A 17,803-nucleotide genomic window follows, 5' to 3' on the forward strand; every position below is an offset into this window, starting at 1 on the left:
GGACTTGCCGCCGGGCCGGGGCAGGGTGCATGAAGGGCCGCGCCCCGGCCACCTCTGGCCGATGCGCTTCACTTGGCCCCTTGGGGCAAGCGAACTGGAACGACCAAGGCTGAACGACATGAAGACCGAGCAGAAATCCGAACCTTCCCGGCGTGGCGCCGGAAGGTCAGATCAGCCGGCGTTGAGCCTGCGGCAGATCGAGACGCTTCATACCGTGCTGTCGACCCGTTCGATCACGGCGGCGGCGAAGCTGCTGAACGTCTCTCAGCCCTCGATCAGCCGCACCGTCAAGCGGATCGAGGATGTTCTGCGCCTGCGCCTGTTCACCAAGGACGGCAAGCGGCTGGTTCCCACGAAAGAGGCGATGCAGATCTTCGAGGAGGTCGATGGCATCATGGGCCAGCTGACCGGGCTTGGTCGGCGCATCGCCCGGATTGCCAGCAGCAGCGACGGGGTCTTTCGCCTGGGCGCGACCGCCAGTGTCGCGCGCGCGGTGGTCCCCCAGGCCATCCATAACCTTTCACGCCTGCATCCCGGCCTGGACCTGTTCCTTGACGTGCTGTCGATCGACCAGATGGCGCAATACCTGCTGACCGGGACGGGGGACTGCCTTGTCACCATCGCGCCCGACAAGCATCCGGCCCTTGCCAGCATGAAATTGGGCGAGGGCGTATTGGTCGCCCTGCTGAACCAGCACCATCCGCTGGCGCAGCGGCCGATCCTTGCGGCCAAGGATCTGGTTGGCCACGAAATCATCTGCTTCCAGTCCGACGGCCCCCATCAGCGCGCCATCCGGGCCTTTCTTGACGGCGTGGTCCAGATCGACAATCCCCGCATGGTCGTGCGTTTCAGCGATACCGCGATTGCCCTGGCCAGTCAGGGCATGGGCATCGCGTTGATCGACAGTTTCTCGATCCGGGGCCAGATCGGCCCGGATCTCGTGGCCGTGCCGCTGCAGGCACCGCCGCGTTTCGAGGTGTTCCTGCAATGGAACCGCGGCCGGCCCGCGTCGCGCAATCTCGACCGTCTGGCGGATGAGCTGCGCGGCCTGCTGGCCCCCAATCCATAACCTCAAGGCATGATGAACGTAAGAATTATCCATTGCGTGCATATGTCACGAAACCCATTCTTGGCCCCTAGATCCTGGGAGGAGATCCGATGAGATTTCACAGACTTCGCGCTGCGGCGCTTTCGCCCCTTGTTGCCCTTGCCTTTGCGGCATCGGCCGGTACCGCCGTCGCGGATACGGAGATCAACGTGGGCGCGCTGCGGCTGGCCAGCCAGGCCCCGACCTTCATCGCCTTTGAAAAGGGCTATTTCAAGGACGAGGGACTGGATGTCGACCTGAAGTTCTTCGAGGCCGCAAACGCGCTTTCGGTCGCGGTCGCAGGTGGCGATGTCAACTATGGCACGACCTCGATCACCGGCAGTCTGTTCAACCTGGCCGAACGTGGCGTCGTCAAGGTTATCGCCGGGTCGCTGTCCGAAGATCCGAAGATCCCCGGTGCGGTCATCCTGGCCTCGAAAAAGGCCTATGACGCCGGCCTGACCGAGCCGGCCAAGATTGCCGGGCACAGCTTTGGCGCGACCACGGCGGGATCGTCCTTCCATTACATGCTGGCCGAAATCGCCGAAAAGGACGGTTTCCCGCTGGATGGCGTTCAATTGAAGCCGCTGCAGAAGATCGGCGCGATCGTGGGTGCGATCAGCACCGGCCAGGTCGACGCCTGGGTGATCCAGCCCAGCATCGCCAACAAGCTGCTGGCCGATGGTGGCGCCGTCAAGATCGGGGATTACCGCGACTATGACCCCGACTATCAGGTCACTGCGGTCTTCACCTCGACCCAGATCGCCACGGACCAGCGTGATCAGACCGAGGCGTTCCTGCGTGCCCTGTCGCGTGGCGTCAAGGATTACAACGCGGCCTTTGTCGACAAGACGATGGACAAGCCCGAGGTCGATGCGCTGGTCGACATGGTCCACAAGTATGTCGGTACGGACACGCCGGTGGAAATCTTCGCCCCCTCGCTGACCGAGGATTCGATGCGTGTGAACGACGGGTTGGCGCTGTCGGTGACTTCAGTCGCCAAGCAGCTGGAATTCCTGCAGAAGAACGACCTCGTGTCGAACGACGTCACGGTCGAGATGCTGGTCGATCCCAGCTACGTCACGACCCGATAACCAGCTGACGCCCCTTTGGGGCAGCTCGCAAGGCGGAACCGATCATGGACCTCAAGCTTGACGACATCAGCCATTTCTATGGCCCTGTCGAAGTTCTCAGAAACATTTCCCTGACCATCAGGCAGGGCCAGATCGTCTGCCTTGTCGGGCCGTCAGGCTGCGGCAAATCCACGCTCCTGCGCTTTATCGGCGGGCTCGAACGCCCGTCCAAGGGGCAGGTGCTTCAGATTGGCGAGCCGTCGAAAGGTTCGCTGAATCCCCTGACCTATGTCTTCCAGCACTTCGCCCTGCTGCCTTGGCGGACGGTCGAGGGCAATATCCGCCTGGTGCTTGAGGATCACCGCCTGGGCCGTGCCGAAACCGACGCGATCATCCGCGATGTGTTGGCCCGCACCCGGCTGACCGATTTCGCCAAGGCACTGCCCAAACAGCTTTCCGGCGGCATGAAGCAGCGCGTCGCCATCGCCCGCGCGCTGGCCGTCCGTCCCGATGTGCTGCTGATGGACGAGCCGCTTTCGGCGCTGGACAGCCAGACCCGTGAGTTGCTGATGGACGATCTGGTCGATCTGTGGACGCGGCAGCCGTTCACCGCCGTCTATGTGACCCACAACCTGAACGAAGCCGTGCGGCTGGGCCATCGCATCGTCGTTTTGTCCCGCCGTCCCGGCCGCATCCACAAGGAGGTTCAGATCGACGTGCCGCTGAACGAACGTCACCTTGGCGATCCCCGGCTTGAGGCCAAGCAGACCGAGTTGTGGGAACTGATGCGCGAAGAGGCGAAAGCTGCAGACCAGGAGCTTGTCGATGGCTGATCCCGTCACCCGTGCCGTGCCGTTTCGCGGCGGCGGCTTCAATCCGCGCCCGATGCGTGTCGTCGCCCCCATCGTCTTCGTCGTTCTGATCGCGGTGCTGGAGGTCGGGACGCGGACCGGCATCATCTCGGGCCTGACCATGCCGAGGCCGTCCGATGTCGCAAAGACGCTGGGCGGGCTGATCAGCAGCGGGCTTCTGTGGAAACATCTTCTGCCCTCGTTGCAGCGGCTGTTCGTGGGCGGGCTGATCGGCACGCTGGCGGGGGTCACGCTTGGTACGCTGATCGGGCTTTTCACGCTGGTTCGCGCCGGGCTTCTGCCGCTGGTATCGGCGCTGTTCCCGATCCCCAAGATCGCGCTGCTGCCTCTGTTCGTCATCTGGTTCGGTATCGACGAAAGCTCGAAATACGCGCTGATCGCCTTTGGCGTCTTCACCCCGACGGTGGTCGCCACCTTCGGCGCGGTCGACAATGTCGACCGATCGCTGATCCGCATGGGCCAAAGCTTTGGCCTGTCCTGGTGGGCCATCGTGCGCAAGATCGTCCTGCCCGGCGCGTTCCCGGCCATCCTGTCGGGCCTGCGCGTGTCGCTGGCCATCGGGATCATCCTGCTGGTCGCCGCCGAGATGCTGGGCGCGCAATATGGCATCGGTGCCTATATCCTTGAAGCAGGTTCGCTTTACGACCTGAACCGCCTGTTCGCGGGCGTGACGGTGCTGTCGGTGCTGGGCCTGATCCTCAGCACGGTCATCGGCCTTGTCGAGAAACGCTTCCTGAACTGGAGGGGCTGAGGAATGCTTGCCTTGCAAAAGCTGCGCCCCGAGCCGGGCATCGCGCTGCATGACGTAGCGGCGCCCGCAGCCCCCGGACCGGGCGAGGTCCTGATCGCCGTCGAAGCGACGGGGATCTGCGGCACCGACCTGCATATCGCGGCATGGACCAGCGGCTATGCCTCGATGAAAAGCGCGATGCCCGTGACGCTGGGGCATGAGTTTTGCGGCCGTGTCCTGCAGGCCGGGCCTGATGTTCCGGTCGAGGCGGCAGGGCAGCGGGTGACGGTCCGTCCCTCGGTTCTGTGTCACGACTGCGCGGCCTGTCACGCCGGGGACTTCGATCATTGCACGGGCCGCAAGGGCGTGGGCATCGGCCGCAACGGTGCTTTTGCCGCACAAGTCTTGGTGCCGTGGGAAAACTGCGTGGTCGTTCCCTTTGCCATGCCGGCCGAGATTGCCGCCCTGACCGAGCCGATGACGGTGTGCCATGAGGCGGTCGAAACCGCCGGCATCCGTCCCGGCGACCGTGTCCTGGTCATCGGGCCCGGCACCATCGGGCAAGGGATTGCCCTTTTTGCCGAAGTCGCGGGTGCGGCCGAGATCGTGGTTGTCGGCCACGATGACGCCGCGCGTCTGGCAACGGTTCGGGAACTTGGTTTTCCAAATACCGCCGACAGCCTTGGCCGCAGCCTGACCGAAGCCGTCGCGCCCTGGACCGGGGCAGGGCTTTTCGACGTGGTGATCGAGGCGGCGGGCGTCCCCTCGATCGTGCCCGAGGCGCTGTCGCTGCTGCGCAAGCGCGGGGTGCTGGTGATCGCGGGGATCCACGCTGCCCCCGCGACCATCGACCTGACCGCCCTGGTTCGCGATCACAAGCAGATCCGCGGTACCTATCGCGCCCCGGTTGAGGCCTGGCCGCAGGTTGTCGACTATCTGTCGAAGAATGCCGCGCGCGTCGGCAAGATGATCACCGCGCGCCTGCCCATCTCGCGGGCCGACGAGGGGTTTCGTCTTGCCGCCGCCAAGCGGGATTCGAAAGTCATCATCTTGCAGGAAGAGGTCCGGTCATGAGCCTGCAAGGGGCCGCGTTTCTGTGCATCTGGAACGATCACGACCCTGCCCAGGTCCAGGAATACGAGGCGTGGCACACGTTCGAGCATGTTCCCGAACGGGTTTGCGTGCCCGGCTTCATCGCCGGTCGCCGCTATGCCGACTATAATCGGGCCGAAAGCCGGTATTTCACGCTTTACGACATCGACTCGCTTTCCGTGCTGGAAACGCCGCCATATCTGGATCTGCAGGCCAACCCGACGCCATGGTCGCAGCGGATGCGTCTGGCCTTTCGGAATTTCCAACGTATTCCGTGCCTGACGCTCGCTTCGCGCGGCCAAGGCTGCGCGGGGGCAATCGGGACACTGGTCCTGACAGCCGAGCGGGGCGCGGAATCCGCCGTCGCCGGCCTGCAGGAGTTGCTGGATGGGCTGCTGCGGGACCATGCCGTCACCACCTATCACCTTGGTATCGCGCCGGTGATCCCGGCCTATGCCGTCTTCGGCACGCCCGCAGCCGGGGATGACCGGACCGACACTTATGTCGTGATGGTCGAAGGGTTGCTGCCCACAGACACCGATGCCGCGTTGAGACGGGTGGCCGCTGCCCTGCCGAACCTGTTCGCGCATGCACAGGTGCTGAAGAACGAAAGCTCGGGGTTTCTGTTCACGGTGCAGGACAGCGAACTGGCAGGAAGTCCCTTGCGTCGTGAAATTGCCCGGGATTGTCACGATCCCGCCTGATTTGACAGCGGGGACGATGACCGGGGGTCCGAGGTCGTAAGGGAGTTGTCATGCATTGCGAATTGCGGCATTGATTATAGGGTGAATAACTTTACAACTTCCTGAACATGCCCCCAGTCCTTGCCATTGTTGCCGATGATCTGACAGGTGCCCTGGACGCAGCCGCCCCCTTTTCCGGGCGTGGGCTGCGCGTCGCGGTTGCGCTTGGGCCCGACCATGTTCCTGCGGCGCTGGCACGCGATCCGCAGGTGGTGGCGATCACCACCACAAGCCGCGACATCCCGGCCGAGGCCGCGCGTGATGCGATGGCCCGCACCATGCGCGCGCTACCGCCCGTACCCCTGTTCAAGAAGGTCGATTCCCGGCTGAAGGGCAATATCGAAGCCGAGCTTTCGGTGCTGGACTTTCAGCGCGCACTGGTCGCCCCCGCGATCCCCGAATTCGGTCGCGTGGTTCAGGCTGGCGCGGTGCAGGGGTTCGGCGTCGATGATCCCATCCCGGTTGCCGCCCGCCTGGGCATCCATGCCGCGCGCGCGGAGATCCCGGATGTGTCATCTGTGGACGAGATGCGGGCGGCACTTGCATCCTCGGATTGCGACCTGATGATCGGGGCGCGCGGGCTGGCCGATGCGCTGGCCGCGCGGATGACTGGGCGCGAAATGCAGATGCTGGATGCGCTGCCGGGACCCCGGGGGCTGTTCGTGATTGGCTCGCGCGATCCGATCACGCTGGAGCAGGTCAGCGCCCTGCGTGCGGTGCCCGGCCTGTCATATTTGGGCGCGCCGAACGGCGATGTCGCGTCCCCCCTTCCCGATGCGCGGCTTCTGGTGGTGCAGGCACTGCCCGCAAGCAGGCCTGTCGCAGGCGATCTGGTCGCGGCCCGGCTGGCCGCCGCCGCCGCGCCGTTGCTGGTCGCGGGCTTCGGCACCGCGCTGCTGACGGGGGGCGCCACGGCCGAAGCCTTCTTGCGCCAGCGCGGCGCGGGGGTGCTTGACCTGCAAGGCGAATGCCTGCCCGGACTGGTCGTCGCCGATCTGGACGGTTTGACAATTGTCACCAAATCGGGCGGCTTCGGAAGCGGCGACAGCCTTGTACGGGTCGCAGCCATGATCGGAGGAGAAGCATGAGCCTGGAAAAGGGCGGGGCACGGAAAAGCCTGTCCGATGTCGTCTTCGACCGGGTGCTGAGGTCGATCAAGTCCGGGGCCTTCGCGCCTGACGAACGGCTGCCGACCGAACATGACCTTGCGGCTGAATTCGAGGTCTCTCGCCCGATCGTGCGCGAGGCGCTGCGCCGGCTGCGCGAACAGGGCCTGATCTATTCCCGGCGCGGCGCGGGCAGCTTTGTGCGCTCGGTCGGGTTGAAGCAACCCTTGGGCTTCGGGCCGCTGGAGAATGTGGCCGACCTGCTCAATTGCTATGAATTCCGCCTGACGCTTGAGCCCGCCGCCGCGGGTTGTGCGGCGGAGCGCCACGATCCGCAGACGCTTTCGTCCATTGCCGCGGCGCTTGAACTGATGCGCGATGCGACCAACCGCCAGTCGCATCGCGAGGACGCGGATTTCCAGTTCCACCTTGCAATCGCCGTCGCCAGCGAGAACACCTATTTCTCGACCGCGATGGAGGCGCTGAAGGATCACATCGCCGTCGGGATGCGTTCGCACGGCGCTTCGGTGAAGCGCGAGTCAAGCGGGCTGGTCCGGGTCTTTGACGAGCATAACCGCATCTATGAGGCGATCCGCGACGGCAAGGCCGAACAGGCGCAACGCCTGATGCACGACCACCTGAGCGGCTCTCGCGACCGCCTGTTCGAGCGCAAGAAGCCGGCCCCACAAGCTGAGAAATAAGATAAGAAATAGCCGGCAAGCCATTGGCTCTGCCAGCTATTGCACGATTTCAGTAAGCCGCCTGGAAGATGGCACGCACTTCGGCGACGCTCATGTCGCGCGGGTTGTTGTCCATCAGGCGGCGGATGGCATGGGCATCTGCGGCGAAACGGTCAAGCTGATCCTCGGCCGCACCATGTGCGGAGAGCCGCATCTCGACACCCAGGTTTTCGCAGAAACGGTGCGCGGCGGGCAGCAGGTTGCCCGACAGCCCAAGCGCCGCGACGACCTCGGCGGTCTTTTCCGGAACCGCGCTTTCGTTGAAGGCGAGGACATGCGGAAAGATGATCGCATTGGCCAGCCCGTGCGGCAGGTGCAGAAGCGTTCCCAAGGGATAGGCCAGAGCATGCCCCGCTGCGGTATTCACCGGCCCAAGGCAGATCCCGCCATAGAAAGACGCGAGCATCATTCCTTCGCGGGCCTCGGTATCCTGGCCATCGCGGACGGCGCGGGCAAGATACCTGCCGACAAGGTCGATCCCCATGCGGGCAAATCCGTCGATCACCGGATGGGCGTTCTTGTTCGTGAAAGCCTCGACGCAATGGGCCATCGCGTCGATCCCCGTCGCCGCAGTCACGGCAGGGGGGACGCTGAAGGTCAGTTCGGGGTCCAGAACCGCCAGATCGGCCAGCAGATGCGGGCTTTCGACGGCGATCTTGTTGCCTTTGCCGGGATCGGTGATCAGTGCGCGAATGCCGGCCTCGGATCCGGTTCCGGCAGTGGTCGCGATCTGCATGAGCCGGGTGTTCCGGCCCGACACCTTGTTCGGTCCCGCGACATCGGCCAGCGATTGCGTGCCGTCCCACATCGCGGCGACCAGCTTGGCAAGGTCCATGACCGATCCGCCACCCAGGCCCACGACCAGATCGGGGCGCGCCAACCGGGCGGCGGACAGCGCGGCGTCGAAGCAGGCAATATCGGGTTCGCCGGGAATGGCATCGAAGACCTGGACCTCGCCCGCCAGTCCCAGTCTTGCGACGAATTCCGTGGTATGCGGTGTCGTCAGCACGAACACGCGCCGCGCGTCGGCCGCCCATTCGCCGACCTTGCGGACGGCACCCGCGCCGATCTCAAGCCGTTTCGGCAGATGCAGCGTGATGTTGCGAGCTAAGGACATGCGGGCCTCCCCCGTTTAGATCTGAAAAATGCTGCTCAGGTCCGCTTTCCGGCGAGCAGCTTGCGGGCATAGGCGATGGCCGAATTCATGTTGCCATGATCGGCGATGCCCTTGCCGGCGATGTCGAAGGCGGTGCCATGATCGACCGAAGTGCGGTCGATGGGCAATTCGACCGAGACGTTGACCGCCGTGTCGAAGGCGACAAGCTTAACCGGAATATGGCCCTGATCGTGATATTGCGCGACGACCAGATCGAAGGCCCCCGAATAGGCGCGGTGAAAGACGGTGTCTGCGGAAATCGGGCCCTGAACGTCCATGCCTTCGGCGCGGGCTGCCGCGACGGCGGGGCCGATCTCAAGATCGTCCTCGGTCCCGAACAGACCGTTCTCGCCGCAGTGGGGGTTGATCCCGGCCACGGCGATGCGCGGATTGTCATAGCCGATGCGTCTCAGATGCGCATGACCCGCGCGGATCGTCGCCAGGATGCGGTCCTTGCTCGCGCGCCCGATGGCGTCCTTCAACGAAACATGTGTGGTGACGTGGATGACCTTCAGCCGGTCCGAGGCAAGAACCATATAGGCGGCCTCGGCCCCGGTCAGGCTGCGCAGCAGGCCGGTATGGCCGTCGTAATGGTGCCCGGCGGCGTTCAGCGCTTCCTTGTTGATCGGCGCGGTGACGATGCAGCCGATCCGGCCCGCCTGCGCATCACGGACCGCCTTTTCGATGAACCGATAGGCGGCATCGCCCGCGACCGGGGACAGCTGGCCCCAGGGCAGGGGGGCGCCTTCGATGGGCAGATCCACCACGCGACCTTCAAGGTCCACATCCGCGCCGACCGCGGCCTTTGCCGCCTCAAGCGTGGCGCGGTTGCCATAGATCAGCGTGCGTGCGCGATCCGCGGCCGACATCTCGCCAAGAGCCTTGACGCTGATTTCCGGCCCGACGCCAGCCGGGTCGCCCATGGTGATGCCGATGATGTCGCTCATGAAATACTCTCCTCAGCTGGCCCATCCCGGCGCGAGCCGGACGTATTTGATGGCGCGGCGGTGATAGGTATAGGCAATATGCAGGCTGCCATCCGGACCTTCCAGCAGCCAGGGATATGACAGCTCCCGGTTGCGGCCATCGGTCGAGTCGTTCGACGTGCAGGTGCCGAGCCCATCCTCGATCACGATGCGGTCAGGGAATGTCCGGCCGCCGTCTGCGGACAGGCACACGGCGACGGGCGCGCGCGGCACGCCCCAGACCGGCTGGCAACCACCGGTCGGGTCGGCGTCGGGACGGTCGTCCTCATCTCCCAGTTCGTCGTAAAGCGAGGCGCGCCGATCTGCCGAGGTTGCCGCCGATGACAGGTTGCAGATCACCGCGACGCGGCCATCCGCAATGCGGATCGCGGCGATGGAGGAGTTGTTGTTGGGCAGGTCCGTCGCCTCGGGCGCGGTCCAGGTGCGACCACCGTCCTCCGACTGGCTGCGATGCACCGCGTCGGCCTGCCTGCGGCGATAAAAGGCCGGGATCACACCATTGGCTTTGGGAACCGGGCTCATGTGAACCGCGCCGATCGAGCCGGGAACCTCGTCCAGCCGCCAAGACTTGCCCCCATCTTCGGACACGCCAAGCGCAGCCACGTCATGGCTGCCGTTCCATTTCTGACCGGGACGCGGCACGCAGCGGAAGATCGGCAGCAGCCAGGCTCCGTCCGCGCGCAGCGTAACCTGTCCCCGCACGAAGCAGCCTCGCGGCAGGTCGTCCAGGAAACGGCCCTGCGCGGTCGAAAGCCGGTCGCCATCGCGGGACAGTGGCACCATGCGGATGCGGCACTGGTCCTGATTGCCGGCTGGTTGCGAAGTATGGAACAGCCACAGCCGCCCGTCCGGCGCGGCAAAGATCACGGGGTTCTGTTCGGAATGCTGCGGATCGTGGCTAAGTGCGTGGGCCGGCCCCCAGGCCTCGGCTCCCGGCAGCAGGATCGATGCATGGATCGCGATGTCCGATTTCCCTTCAAGCGTGCCGCCAAACCAGGCGCAGGCCAGCGCACCATCATCGAAAAGATGCAGGAAAGCCGCATGGTTCTGGATCATGGGTGAGGGCAGGAACGCTTCGGCCCGGTCCGATGAAACCTGCGCCAGCTGGCCATCCATGCGTGCGGAGATCTGTTCTGGCGTCATCGAATCCCTCCTTCCACAGCATATTGGGACAGGCCGAACAATCGCCGCTGATGCTTCAGTTGTCAAGTTGCTGATTTCGCTTTTGAGAGCATATTATAGACATGAGTTACAAAAAAGAACGAGAAATCAATATAATATATATAGTAAACGATACGATGACCTTTCGTGCGCAGGATAATATTGACAACTTGATGCACTGAAAGCATTCTGTGGAAGCGATCGGGCAGGGACGCGACTGGCGTGGCAAGAGGAAGCCGCAGGACGAAAATCCTTTCCCGCGACAGAATGAGGCGGCCCGCATGGACGGGCCGTTCCGATATTCATCACCTGTGGGGAGGTTCGGATGGTGACGAAGACACTGACTTTTGGCGCGATGGTTCTGGCGGCGGCCACAAGCGCGTGGGCCGCACCCGCGATGGCCGCGGATTCCGACATCAAGATCGTCCTGAGCGAAGAGCTTGACCTGCTTGAGCCCTGCATGGCGACCCGTTCGAACATCGGGCGTGTGATCCTGGAGAACGTCAACGAGACACTGACCGAATACGACCCACGCAATGGCAAGGGGCTGGTGCCGCGCCTGGCGGAAAGCTGGGAACAGCAGGCGGACGGTTCCTGGCGCTTCAAACTGCGGCAGGGAGTGAAGTTCTCGGATGGGACGACCTTCGACGCCAAGGACGTGAAGCACTCGTTCGACCGCGCGATGAGCGAAAAGATTAGCTGCGAGTCGCCGCGCTATTTCGGTGGCATGACCGTCAAGGCGAATGTCGTCGACGATCATACCATCGATTTCAGCGCCGACCCTGTCCAGCCGATCCTGCCGCTGCTTCTGTCGCTGGTGACGATCGTGCCAGAAGAAACGCCGATCGAATTTACCCGTCAACCGGTCGGAACCGGCCCCTATGCCGTGACGAACTGGACGCCGGGCCAGCAGATCGTGCTGACGCGCCGTGACGATTACTGGGGCGAACAGCCCAAGGTGACCTCGGCTACCTATGTGTTCCGCACCGATCCCGCCGTGCGCGCCGCTATGGTCCAGACCGGAGAGGCGGATATCGCCCCCTCGATCAGCCAGGTCGATGCGACGAACCCGGCAACGGATTTCGCCTATCTGGATTCCGAGACGGTCTATATCCGACTTGACCACTCGGTCGCGCCGATGAACGACGTGCGGGTGCGCCGCGCGCTGAACATGGCCATCGACCGCAGCGCATTTGTGGGCACGCTACTGCCGGAGGGGACCGAACTGGCGGTTGCGCTGTTCCCGCCGACCACCGCTGGCGCGAACCCGGACGTGAAGCCCTATCCCTTCGATCTGGAAGGGGCCAAGAAGCTTCTGGCCGAGGCGAAGGCGGATGGCGTCCCGGTCGACACCCAGATCAAGCTGATCGCCCGCACGGCCAACTTCCCGAACGTGACCGAGGTGATGGAAGCGATCCAGCAGATGCTGACCGAGGCAGGCTTCAACGTGAAGCTGGAATTCCACGAGGTCGCGGAGCACGAAAGCTTCTACTCGAAGCCGTTCCCGACCGATCAGGGTGCCTACATGCTGGCCGCCATGCACGACAACAACAAGGGCGACCCGGTCTTCACGATGTTCTTCAAGTATGACAGCGAAGGCCGTCAGTCGGGCACCAACGATCCCAAGGTCGATGAGATGATCGCGGCCGCCTCGGCCGCGACTGGCGACGAACGGGCGAAGCTGTGGTCGGATCTGGTCGCCTATCTGCATGACGACGTGGTGGCCGATGCCCCGCTGTTCCACATGGTCGGCTATAGCCGCGTGTCCGAGCGGCTGGACTTCAAACCCACCATCTCGACCAACTCGCAACTGCAACTGTCGCAGATCGGCTTCAAGTAAGCCTGTGTCGCCCGACCGGCCGCGTGGCGTCCGGTCGGGCAAGCCCAGGGGTTTCCCATGCTGAAATTTCTTCGCAAGCGCGCGGTCGCCAGCCTGATCTCGTTGGTCGGGCTTGTGGTGCTGGTATTCTTCCTGTCGCGCATGACCGGCGATCCGGCTGTCCTGTTCCTGCCGATCGATGCGACCGAGGAGATGCGCAACCAGTTCCGCGAGATGCACGGGCTGAACGACCCGGTGCTCCTGCAATTCTGGCGTTACCTGGGCGACCTGATGCAAATGGATTTCGGTGAATCGCTGCGCAAGGCGCGGCCCGCCATCCAGGTCGTGACCGAGGCCTTTGCCTGGACCCTGCAACTGGCTTTGGTCACGATGTCGATCGTGACGGGGCTGGCCATCGTGATCGGCGCGCTGGCCGCCTATCGCGGCGGGCTGTTTGACCGGATCGCCTCGATCCTGTCGCTGGTCGGCGCGGCAGCACCTGATTTCTGGATCGCGATCGTCGGCATCGTGATCTTTTCGGTCAGCCTTGGCTGGCTGCCGACATCGGGCACCGGAAGCCTTGGGAACTGGGTGCTGCCGATCGCGGTCCTGTTCATCCGCCCCTTTGGTCTGATCGTGCAGGTCGTGCGTGGCTCGATGATCTCGGCGCTGTCCTCGGCCTATGTGAAGACGGCCCGTGCCAAGGGCGTGCGCGCCCGTCCGATCATTTTCCTTCACGCGCTGCGCAATGCGATGCTGCCGGTCATCACTGTGATCGGCGACCAGGCGGCGGCGCTGCTGAACGGCGCGGTGATCGTCGAGACCATCTTCGGCTTTCCGGGCGTGGGAAAGCTGATGATCGACTCGATCCTGCAGCGCGATTTCAACGTGATCCTTGCGGCGATCATGGTCACCGCGCTGGCAATCTTCCTTATGAACCTGCTGATTGATGTCGCTTATGCGATGCTCGATCCCCGCATCCGGCACTGAAGGATCCCCTTTATGACCGATATGAGCATGCCCATGGACGAGCCGGGCGCGCTGCGGCGCTTCGCGCGGATGCTGTGGGCGGACAAGTTTGCATTATGCGCGGCGATCTTTCTGGTGGTCGTTCTACTGATGGCCCTTTTCGGTCCGATGCTGATGGGAGAGCTTGCGACCAAGCAGAACCTGCGCGGCCGCAACGCGCCCCCGTTCGACCTCAGCCGGGGCTGGGTCTGGATCATGGGCGCGGACGCGCTGGGGCGGCCGCTGCTGGCGCGCATCGTGGTCGCCGCGCAGAATACCATGATGGTCGCGGCGGGCGGCGTCCTTGGCTCGGCGGTCATCGGAACGACGCTGGGACTGGTCGCGGGCTTCGGCAGCAAGCGCCTGGGCGAGGTGCTGATCCAGTTGGCTAATATCATCATGTCCTTCCCCTCGCTGCTGATCGCGGTCGTCGTGCTTTACATCTTCGGCCCTTCGGTGCCGAACCTGATCATCGTGCTGGCGATCACGCGCATCCCCGTCTATCTGCGCACCACCCGTGCCGAGGTGCTTGAGATCCGCGAGCGGATGTTCGTGCAGGCGGCCCGCGTCATGGGGACATCGTCGCGCCGGATCCTGTTTCGCCACATTCTGCCCGTTGTCCTGCCGACGCTGGTCACGATCGCGACGCTGGATTTCGCCTTCGTCATGCTGGCGGAAAGCTCGCTGTCGTTTCTTGGCATCGGCATCCAGCCACCCGAGATCACCTGGGGCCTGATGATCGCGCAGGGCAAGCAATACCTGACCAACGCCTGGTGGCTGTCCTTCTGGCCGGGGCTGGCGATCATCCTGACCACGCTGTCGTTGAACCTGCTGTCAAACTGGCTGCGCATCGCGCTGGACCCCACGCAGCGCTGGCGCCTGGAAATGAAGGGGGCGACCCATGACTGAACACCTGCTTGAGGTCAGCAACCTTTCGGTCGAGTTCCACACCGCCATCGGTGCCGTGAAGGCGGTGCAGGATGTCAGCTTTCATCTGGACCGGGGCGAGACGCTGGCGATCCTTGGCGAAAGCGGATCGGGAAAATCCGTCTCGGCCTCGGCGATCATGAATCTGATCGACATGCCGCCGGGCCGGATCACCGGCGGGCAGATCCGCTTCGACGGCAAGGACCTGCTTACGATGACGGACGGGGCACGGCGAGAGATCAATGGCCGGCGCATCGCCATGATCTTTCAGGACCCGCTGAGTCACCTGAACCCGGTTTATACCGTGGGCTGGCAGATCGTCGAAACCATGACGACGCATGGCATTCCCCGCGACCAAGCCCAGGCCGAGGCCCTGCGTCTGGTCACGCGTGTCGGCCTGCCGGAACCGCAGGCGGCATTGGCCAAGTATCCTCACCAGTTTTCGGGCGGGCAGCGCCAGCGTCTGATGATTGCTATGGCGCTGGCGATGAAGCCCGATGTCCTGATCGCGGATGAACCGACGACCGCGCTGGACGTGACGGTTCAGGCCGAAGTCCTGGCGCTTCTGCAGGAGCTGCAGCGGGAAACCGGGATGGGCGTGCTGATCATCACCCATGACCTTGGCGTCGTGGCCGAGATCGCGGATCGTGTCGTGGTGATGAACGCGGGCGTGGTCGTCGAGTCCGGGACCGCTGCCGAGGTCTATGCCAATCCCCGCCATCCCTATACCCGCAAGCTGATCGGTGCCGCACCCGGCAAGGGCGCGATGCACGCGCCGATGCCGCCGGCCGAGCCGGTGCTGAGTGTCCGGAACATGCGCAAGACCTATGGCGCCTTCAAGGCGCTGGACGGGGTCAGCTTTGACCTGATGCAGGGCGAGACGATGGCGGTCGTGGGCGAATCCGGATCGGGCAAGTCGACGCTGGCCCGTATCCTGCTGCGGCTGGACGAGGCGGATGGCGGGCAGGCTCTGTGGAAGGGCCGTGACCTGCTTTCCATGCCACCGAAAGAACTGTTTGCCCTGCGCCGCGACCTGCAGATGGTGTTTCAGGACCCGACCCAGTCGCTGAATCCGCGTATGACGGTCTATCAGCTGATCTCGGAAGCGTGGATCGTCCATCCCGACATTCTGCCGCGTGCGAAATGGAAGGCCCGCGTGGCCGAGTTGCTTGTCCAGGTCGGTTTGAAGCCCGAAATGGCCGGGCGCTATCCACACCAATTCTCGGGCGGGCAAAGGCAGCGCATCGCGATTGCCCGCGCCCTTGCGCTGGAGCCGAAGCTGATCGTCTGCGACGAGGCGGTCTCGGCGCTGGACGTTTCGGTGCAGGCGCAGGTGATCGACCTGCTGGACAAGCTGCGCCGAGAGATGGGCATCGCCTTCATCTTCATCGCCCACGATCTGCCCGTGGTCCGCGACTTTGCCGATCATGTCATGGTCATGCAGAAGGGACGGGTGGTCGAGATGGGGACCGTGCGCCAGATCTTCGAAAATCCGCGACAGCCCTATACGCAAGGCCTGCTGGCTGCTGGGCTGGATCCCGATCCTGCCGTGCAGGCGGCCCGCCGCGATGCCCGCCTTGCCCGTGCGTCCTGACCGAATTCCGAACCGGAGCCTATCAATGACCAAAGAAGCCTTTGTCGCCCTTGTCACCTGCTTCAACGATGACGAGACCATCAACTATGACGCCACCCGCGCGCAGGTTCGCCGGCAGGTTCAGGCCGGCAACAACATCATGTGCGCGGGCACGAACGGCGACTTCACGGCCCTGACCTTTGACGAAAAGGTAGCGCTGACCGAGGCGGTGGTGGACGAGGTCGCGGGCCGGGCACGGGTGATCGTCAACGCGGGGATGCCGGCGACGTTCGAGACCGTGAAGCTTGCGCGCGAATTCGACCGCATCGGCGTCGATGGTATTGCCGTGATCACACCCTTCTTCATCGCCTGCACCCAGGACGGGATGGTGCGCCACTTTACCGCCGTGGCGGATGCGGTCAGCACGCCTGTCTATCTTTATGACATTCCCGCGCGGACCCAGAACCATATCGAGCCGGAAACCGCCCGCCAGCTTGCCGCGCATGGCAACATCGCCGGGATCAAGGATTCGGGTGGCGCGCAGGAGACGCTTGAGGCCTATCTTGCCGTGGGTCGCGGGACCGAGGGGTTTGCGGTCTATTCCGGCCCCGATCACCTGGTCCACTGGTCATTGCAGAACGGTGCGGCGGGCTGCATCTCGGGTCTTGGCAACGTCATGCCAGAGGTGCTGGCGAAGATCGTGCGCGCCTTCAACGCGGGCGACGCGGCCGAGGCCGCGCGCCAGCAGCAGATCTTCGGCGATTTCCGCAAGGACCTTTACGGCCTTGGCTACCCGCCGGCGCTGGTCAAGCGCGCGTTGTTCCTGATGGACAATTCCGTCGGCGCCAGCCGGCAGCCCGCATTGTTGCCCGACCCCAGGCAGGATACGCAGATCGCAGACATCCTCAGAAAATATACGCTGCTGTAAGGGGGCTTAAGGTCCCGTCGATGAATTGCGCGGCGCCATTCCCCGATCAATCAGCACACGCGTTGCGTGCGGGATGCCGAAAAAGCGGCGCTATTCGAACAGGTCGGGGTGGCTGGCTGCGATCTTTGGAAGGTCGATGAGGATACCGTTCAGGTGCAGGCTCATCGCGGCGGCGGCGGCCTCGGGGTCGCGTTGATCGATCGCGGCGACGATACGTTCATGCTGGGCGATCAAGCCGGGCATTGAATCGGCCTTCCGCAGCTGCAGGTTGCAGACCCGGTCGATATGGGCCTTTAGATCGGCGATCACGCTCCACGCCAGCCCGCATCCCGCGCCGTTGGCGATGGCCAGATGGAACTGCTCGTCCTGCTTGCGAAAGGCGGTGTAATCGCCCGAGGCGCAGGCCGCACGCTGCAGGACCAGGCTCTCGTCTATGGTGCTGCGCATCCAGGGGTCGAAGCTTTCGCAGGCGCGGCGCACCACGGCGGTCTCGATCGCCTCGCGCACGAAACGCGCCTCGGTCATCTTGCGGGCCGAGATCTTCACGACGATTGTCCCGCGCTTTGCCCTTGCCTCGACCAGATGTGCTCGTCCCAGCGCGATCAGCGCCTCGCGCACCGGTTGGCGCGAGACGTTCAGACGGTCTGCGATCTCCTGCTCGGACAGGCGGGAGCCGGGCTGCAGGTCAAGCGAGATGATGGCCTCGCGCAGCTCGCGTTCGACATGAAGGGCCGCCGAAAGGGCCGGTTCCGGTTCCTTGGAAAGCAGGGGGCTATCGACGTTCACAGTGACCACTCTTGCA

17 protein-coding genes are annotated in these 17,803 nt (G+C 64.1%); 13 read left to right on the plus strand and 4 right to left on the minus strand.

All coding sequences use genetic code 11. The annotated features are described in order from the left end of the window. Positions 1 to 118: 118 nt before the first annotated feature. The 8 genes from ACO2Q4_RS06705 (at position 119) to ACO2Q4_RS06740 (ending at position 7,404) form a co-directional block, all read left to right on the plus strand. Positions 119 to 1,069, plus strand: coding sequence for a LysR family transcriptional regulator (locus ACO2Q4_RS06705; RefSeq protein ID WP_423318214.1), 951 nt, complete (start codon positions 119 to 121; stop codon positions 1,067 to 1,069). 89 nt (positions 1,070 to 1,158) lie between these two features. Continuing rightward, the gene (locus ACO2Q4_RS06710; RefSeq protein ID WP_423318216.1) at positions 1,159 to 2,181 is read left to right on the plus strand and encodes an ABC transporter substrate-binding protein; all 1,023 of its coding nucleotides are present in this window, start codon (positions 1,159 to 1,161) and stop codon (positions 2,179 to 2,181) included. 44 nt (positions 2,182 to 2,225) lie between these two features. Then, entirely contained in the window at positions 2,226 to 2,993 is a 768-nt protein-coding gene (locus tag ACO2Q4_RS06715; protein ID WP_311757914.1) for an ABC transporter ATP-binding protein, read from the plus strand. After that, positions 2,986 to 3,783 carry an ABC transporter permease gene (locus ACO2Q4_RS06720; protein WP_423318218.1) on the plus strand — a complete coding sequence of 266 codons (798 nt, stop codon included), beginning with the start codon at positions 2,986 to 2,988 and terminating at the stop codon, positions 3,781 to 3,783. Before ACO2Q4_RS06715 ends, ACO2Q4_RS06720 begins: the two co-directional genes overlap by 8 nt. Before the next feature lie 3 nt (positions 3,784 to 3,786). Further along, positions 3,787 to 4,836: a zinc-dependent alcohol dehydrogenase gene (locus ACO2Q4_RS06725; RefSeq protein ID WP_423318220.1), complete on the plus strand. Its 1,050-nt coding sequence runs from the start codon at positions 3,787 to 3,789 to the stop codon at positions 4,834 to 4,836. Beyond that, positions 4,833 to 5,558 carry a hypothetical protein gene (locus tag ACO2Q4_RS06730; protein ID WP_423318222.1) on the plus strand — a complete coding sequence of 242 codons (726 nt, stop codon included), beginning with the start codon at positions 4,833 to 4,835 and terminating at the stop codon, positions 5,556 to 5,558. The genes ACO2Q4_RS06725 and ACO2Q4_RS06730 overlap by 4 nt, the downstream gene beginning before the upstream one ends. Positions 5,559 to 5,665: 107 nt before the next feature. Beyond that, positions 5,666 to 6,685: a four-carbon acid sugar kinase family protein gene (locus tag ACO2Q4_RS06735; protein WP_395134744.1), complete on the plus strand. Its 1,020-nt coding sequence runs from the start codon at positions 5,666 to 5,668 to the stop codon at positions 6,683 to 6,685. Continuing rightward, positions 6,682 to 7,404: a FadR/GntR family transcriptional regulator gene (locus ACO2Q4_RS06740; protein WP_423318224.1), complete on the plus strand. Its 723-nt coding sequence runs from the start codon at positions 6,682 to 6,684 to the stop codon at positions 7,402 to 7,404. The genes ACO2Q4_RS06735 and ACO2Q4_RS06740 overlap by 4 nt, the downstream gene beginning before the upstream one ends. Positions 7,405 to 7,453: 49 nt before the next feature. Here the strand turns inward: ACO2Q4_RS06740 and ACO2Q4_RS06745 are convergent, their stop codons facing one another. The 3 genes from ACO2Q4_RS06745 to ACO2Q4_RS06755 are packed head-to-tail and all read right to left on the minus strand — an operon-like array spanning position 7,454 to position 10,728. Next, the gene (locus tag ACO2Q4_RS06745; protein ID WP_311757920.1) at positions 7,454 to 8,560 is read right to left on the minus strand and encodes an iron-containing alcohol dehydrogenase; all 1,107 of its coding nucleotides are present in this window, start codon (positions 8,558 to 8,560) and stop codon (positions 7,454 to 7,456) included. A 35-nt stretch (positions 8,561 to 8,595) separates the two neighbouring features. Beyond that, on the minus strand, positions 8,596 to 9,546 hold the full coding sequence (gene pdxA, locus ACO2Q4_RS06750) for a 4-hydroxythreonine-4-phosphate dehydrogenase PdxA (RefSeq protein WP_423318226.1): 951 nt from the start codon (positions 9,544 to 9,546) through the stop codon (positions 8,596 to 8,598). A 12-nt stretch (positions 9,547 to 9,558) separates the two neighbouring features. Next, positions 9,559 to 10,728, minus strand: a complete 1,170-nt coding sequence (locus tag ACO2Q4_RS06755; protein WP_423318228.1) for a sialidase family protein — start codon at positions 10,726 to 10,728, stop codon at positions 9,559 to 9,561. Between the two features lie 343 nt (positions 10,729 to 11,071). Between ACO2Q4_RS06755 and ACO2Q4_RS06760 the strand changes: the two genes are divergently transcribed. The 5 genes from ACO2Q4_RS06760 to ACO2Q4_RS06780 are packed head-to-tail and all read left to right on the plus strand — an operon-like array spanning position 11,072 to position 17,001. Next, entirely contained in the window at positions 11,072 to 12,586 is a 1,515-nt protein-coding gene (locus ACO2Q4_RS06760) for an ABC transporter substrate-binding protein (RefSeq protein ID WP_423318230.1), read from the plus strand. Positions 12,587 to 12,643: 57 nt separating this feature from the next. Further along, positions 12,644 to 13,555 carry an ABC transporter permease gene (locus tag ACO2Q4_RS06765; RefSeq protein WP_423318232.1) on the plus strand — a complete coding sequence of 304 codons (912 nt, stop codon included), beginning with the start codon at positions 12,644 to 12,646 and terminating at the stop codon, positions 13,553 to 13,555. A 12-nt stretch (positions 13,556 to 13,567) separates the two neighbouring features. Beyond that, complete coding sequence (locus ACO2Q4_RS06770; protein ID WP_423318234.1) at positions 13,568 to 14,482, plus strand: ABC transporter permease; 915 nt, start codon at positions 13,568 to 13,570, stop codon at positions 14,480 to 14,482. Next, on the plus strand, positions 14,475 to 16,094 hold the full coding sequence (locus tag ACO2Q4_RS06775) for an ABC transporter ATP-binding protein (protein WP_423318236.1): 1,620 nt from the start codon (positions 14,475 to 14,477) through the stop codon (positions 16,092 to 16,094). The genes ACO2Q4_RS06770 and ACO2Q4_RS06775 overlap by 8 nt, the downstream gene beginning before the upstream one ends. 25 nt (positions 16,095 to 16,119) lie before the next feature. Beyond that, positions 16,120 to 17,001 carry a dihydrodipicolinate synthase family protein gene (locus tag ACO2Q4_RS06780; protein WP_423318238.1) on the plus strand — a complete coding sequence of 294 codons (882 nt, stop codon included), beginning with the start codon at positions 16,120 to 16,122 and terminating at the stop codon, positions 16,999 to 17,001. 90 nt (positions 17,002 to 17,091) lie between these two features. Here the strand turns inward: ACO2Q4_RS06780 and ACO2Q4_RS06785 are convergent, their stop codons facing one another. Beyond that, positions 17,092 to 17,787 (minus strand): GntR family transcriptional regulator, encoded by a 696-nt coding sequence (locus tag ACO2Q4_RS06785; RefSeq protein ID WP_311757928.1) that lies wholly within the window; start codon positions 17,785 to 17,787, stop codon positions 17,092 to 17,094. Positions 17,788 to 17,803 lie beyond the last annotated feature (16 nt).

This window comes from Paracoccus sp. KR1-242 (genome assembly GCF_049446195.1).
In the GTDB taxonomy this organism is placed as follows: Bacteria; Pseudomonadota; Alphaproteobacteria; order Rhodobacterales; family Rhodobacteraceae; genus Paracoccus; species Paracoccus broussonetiae.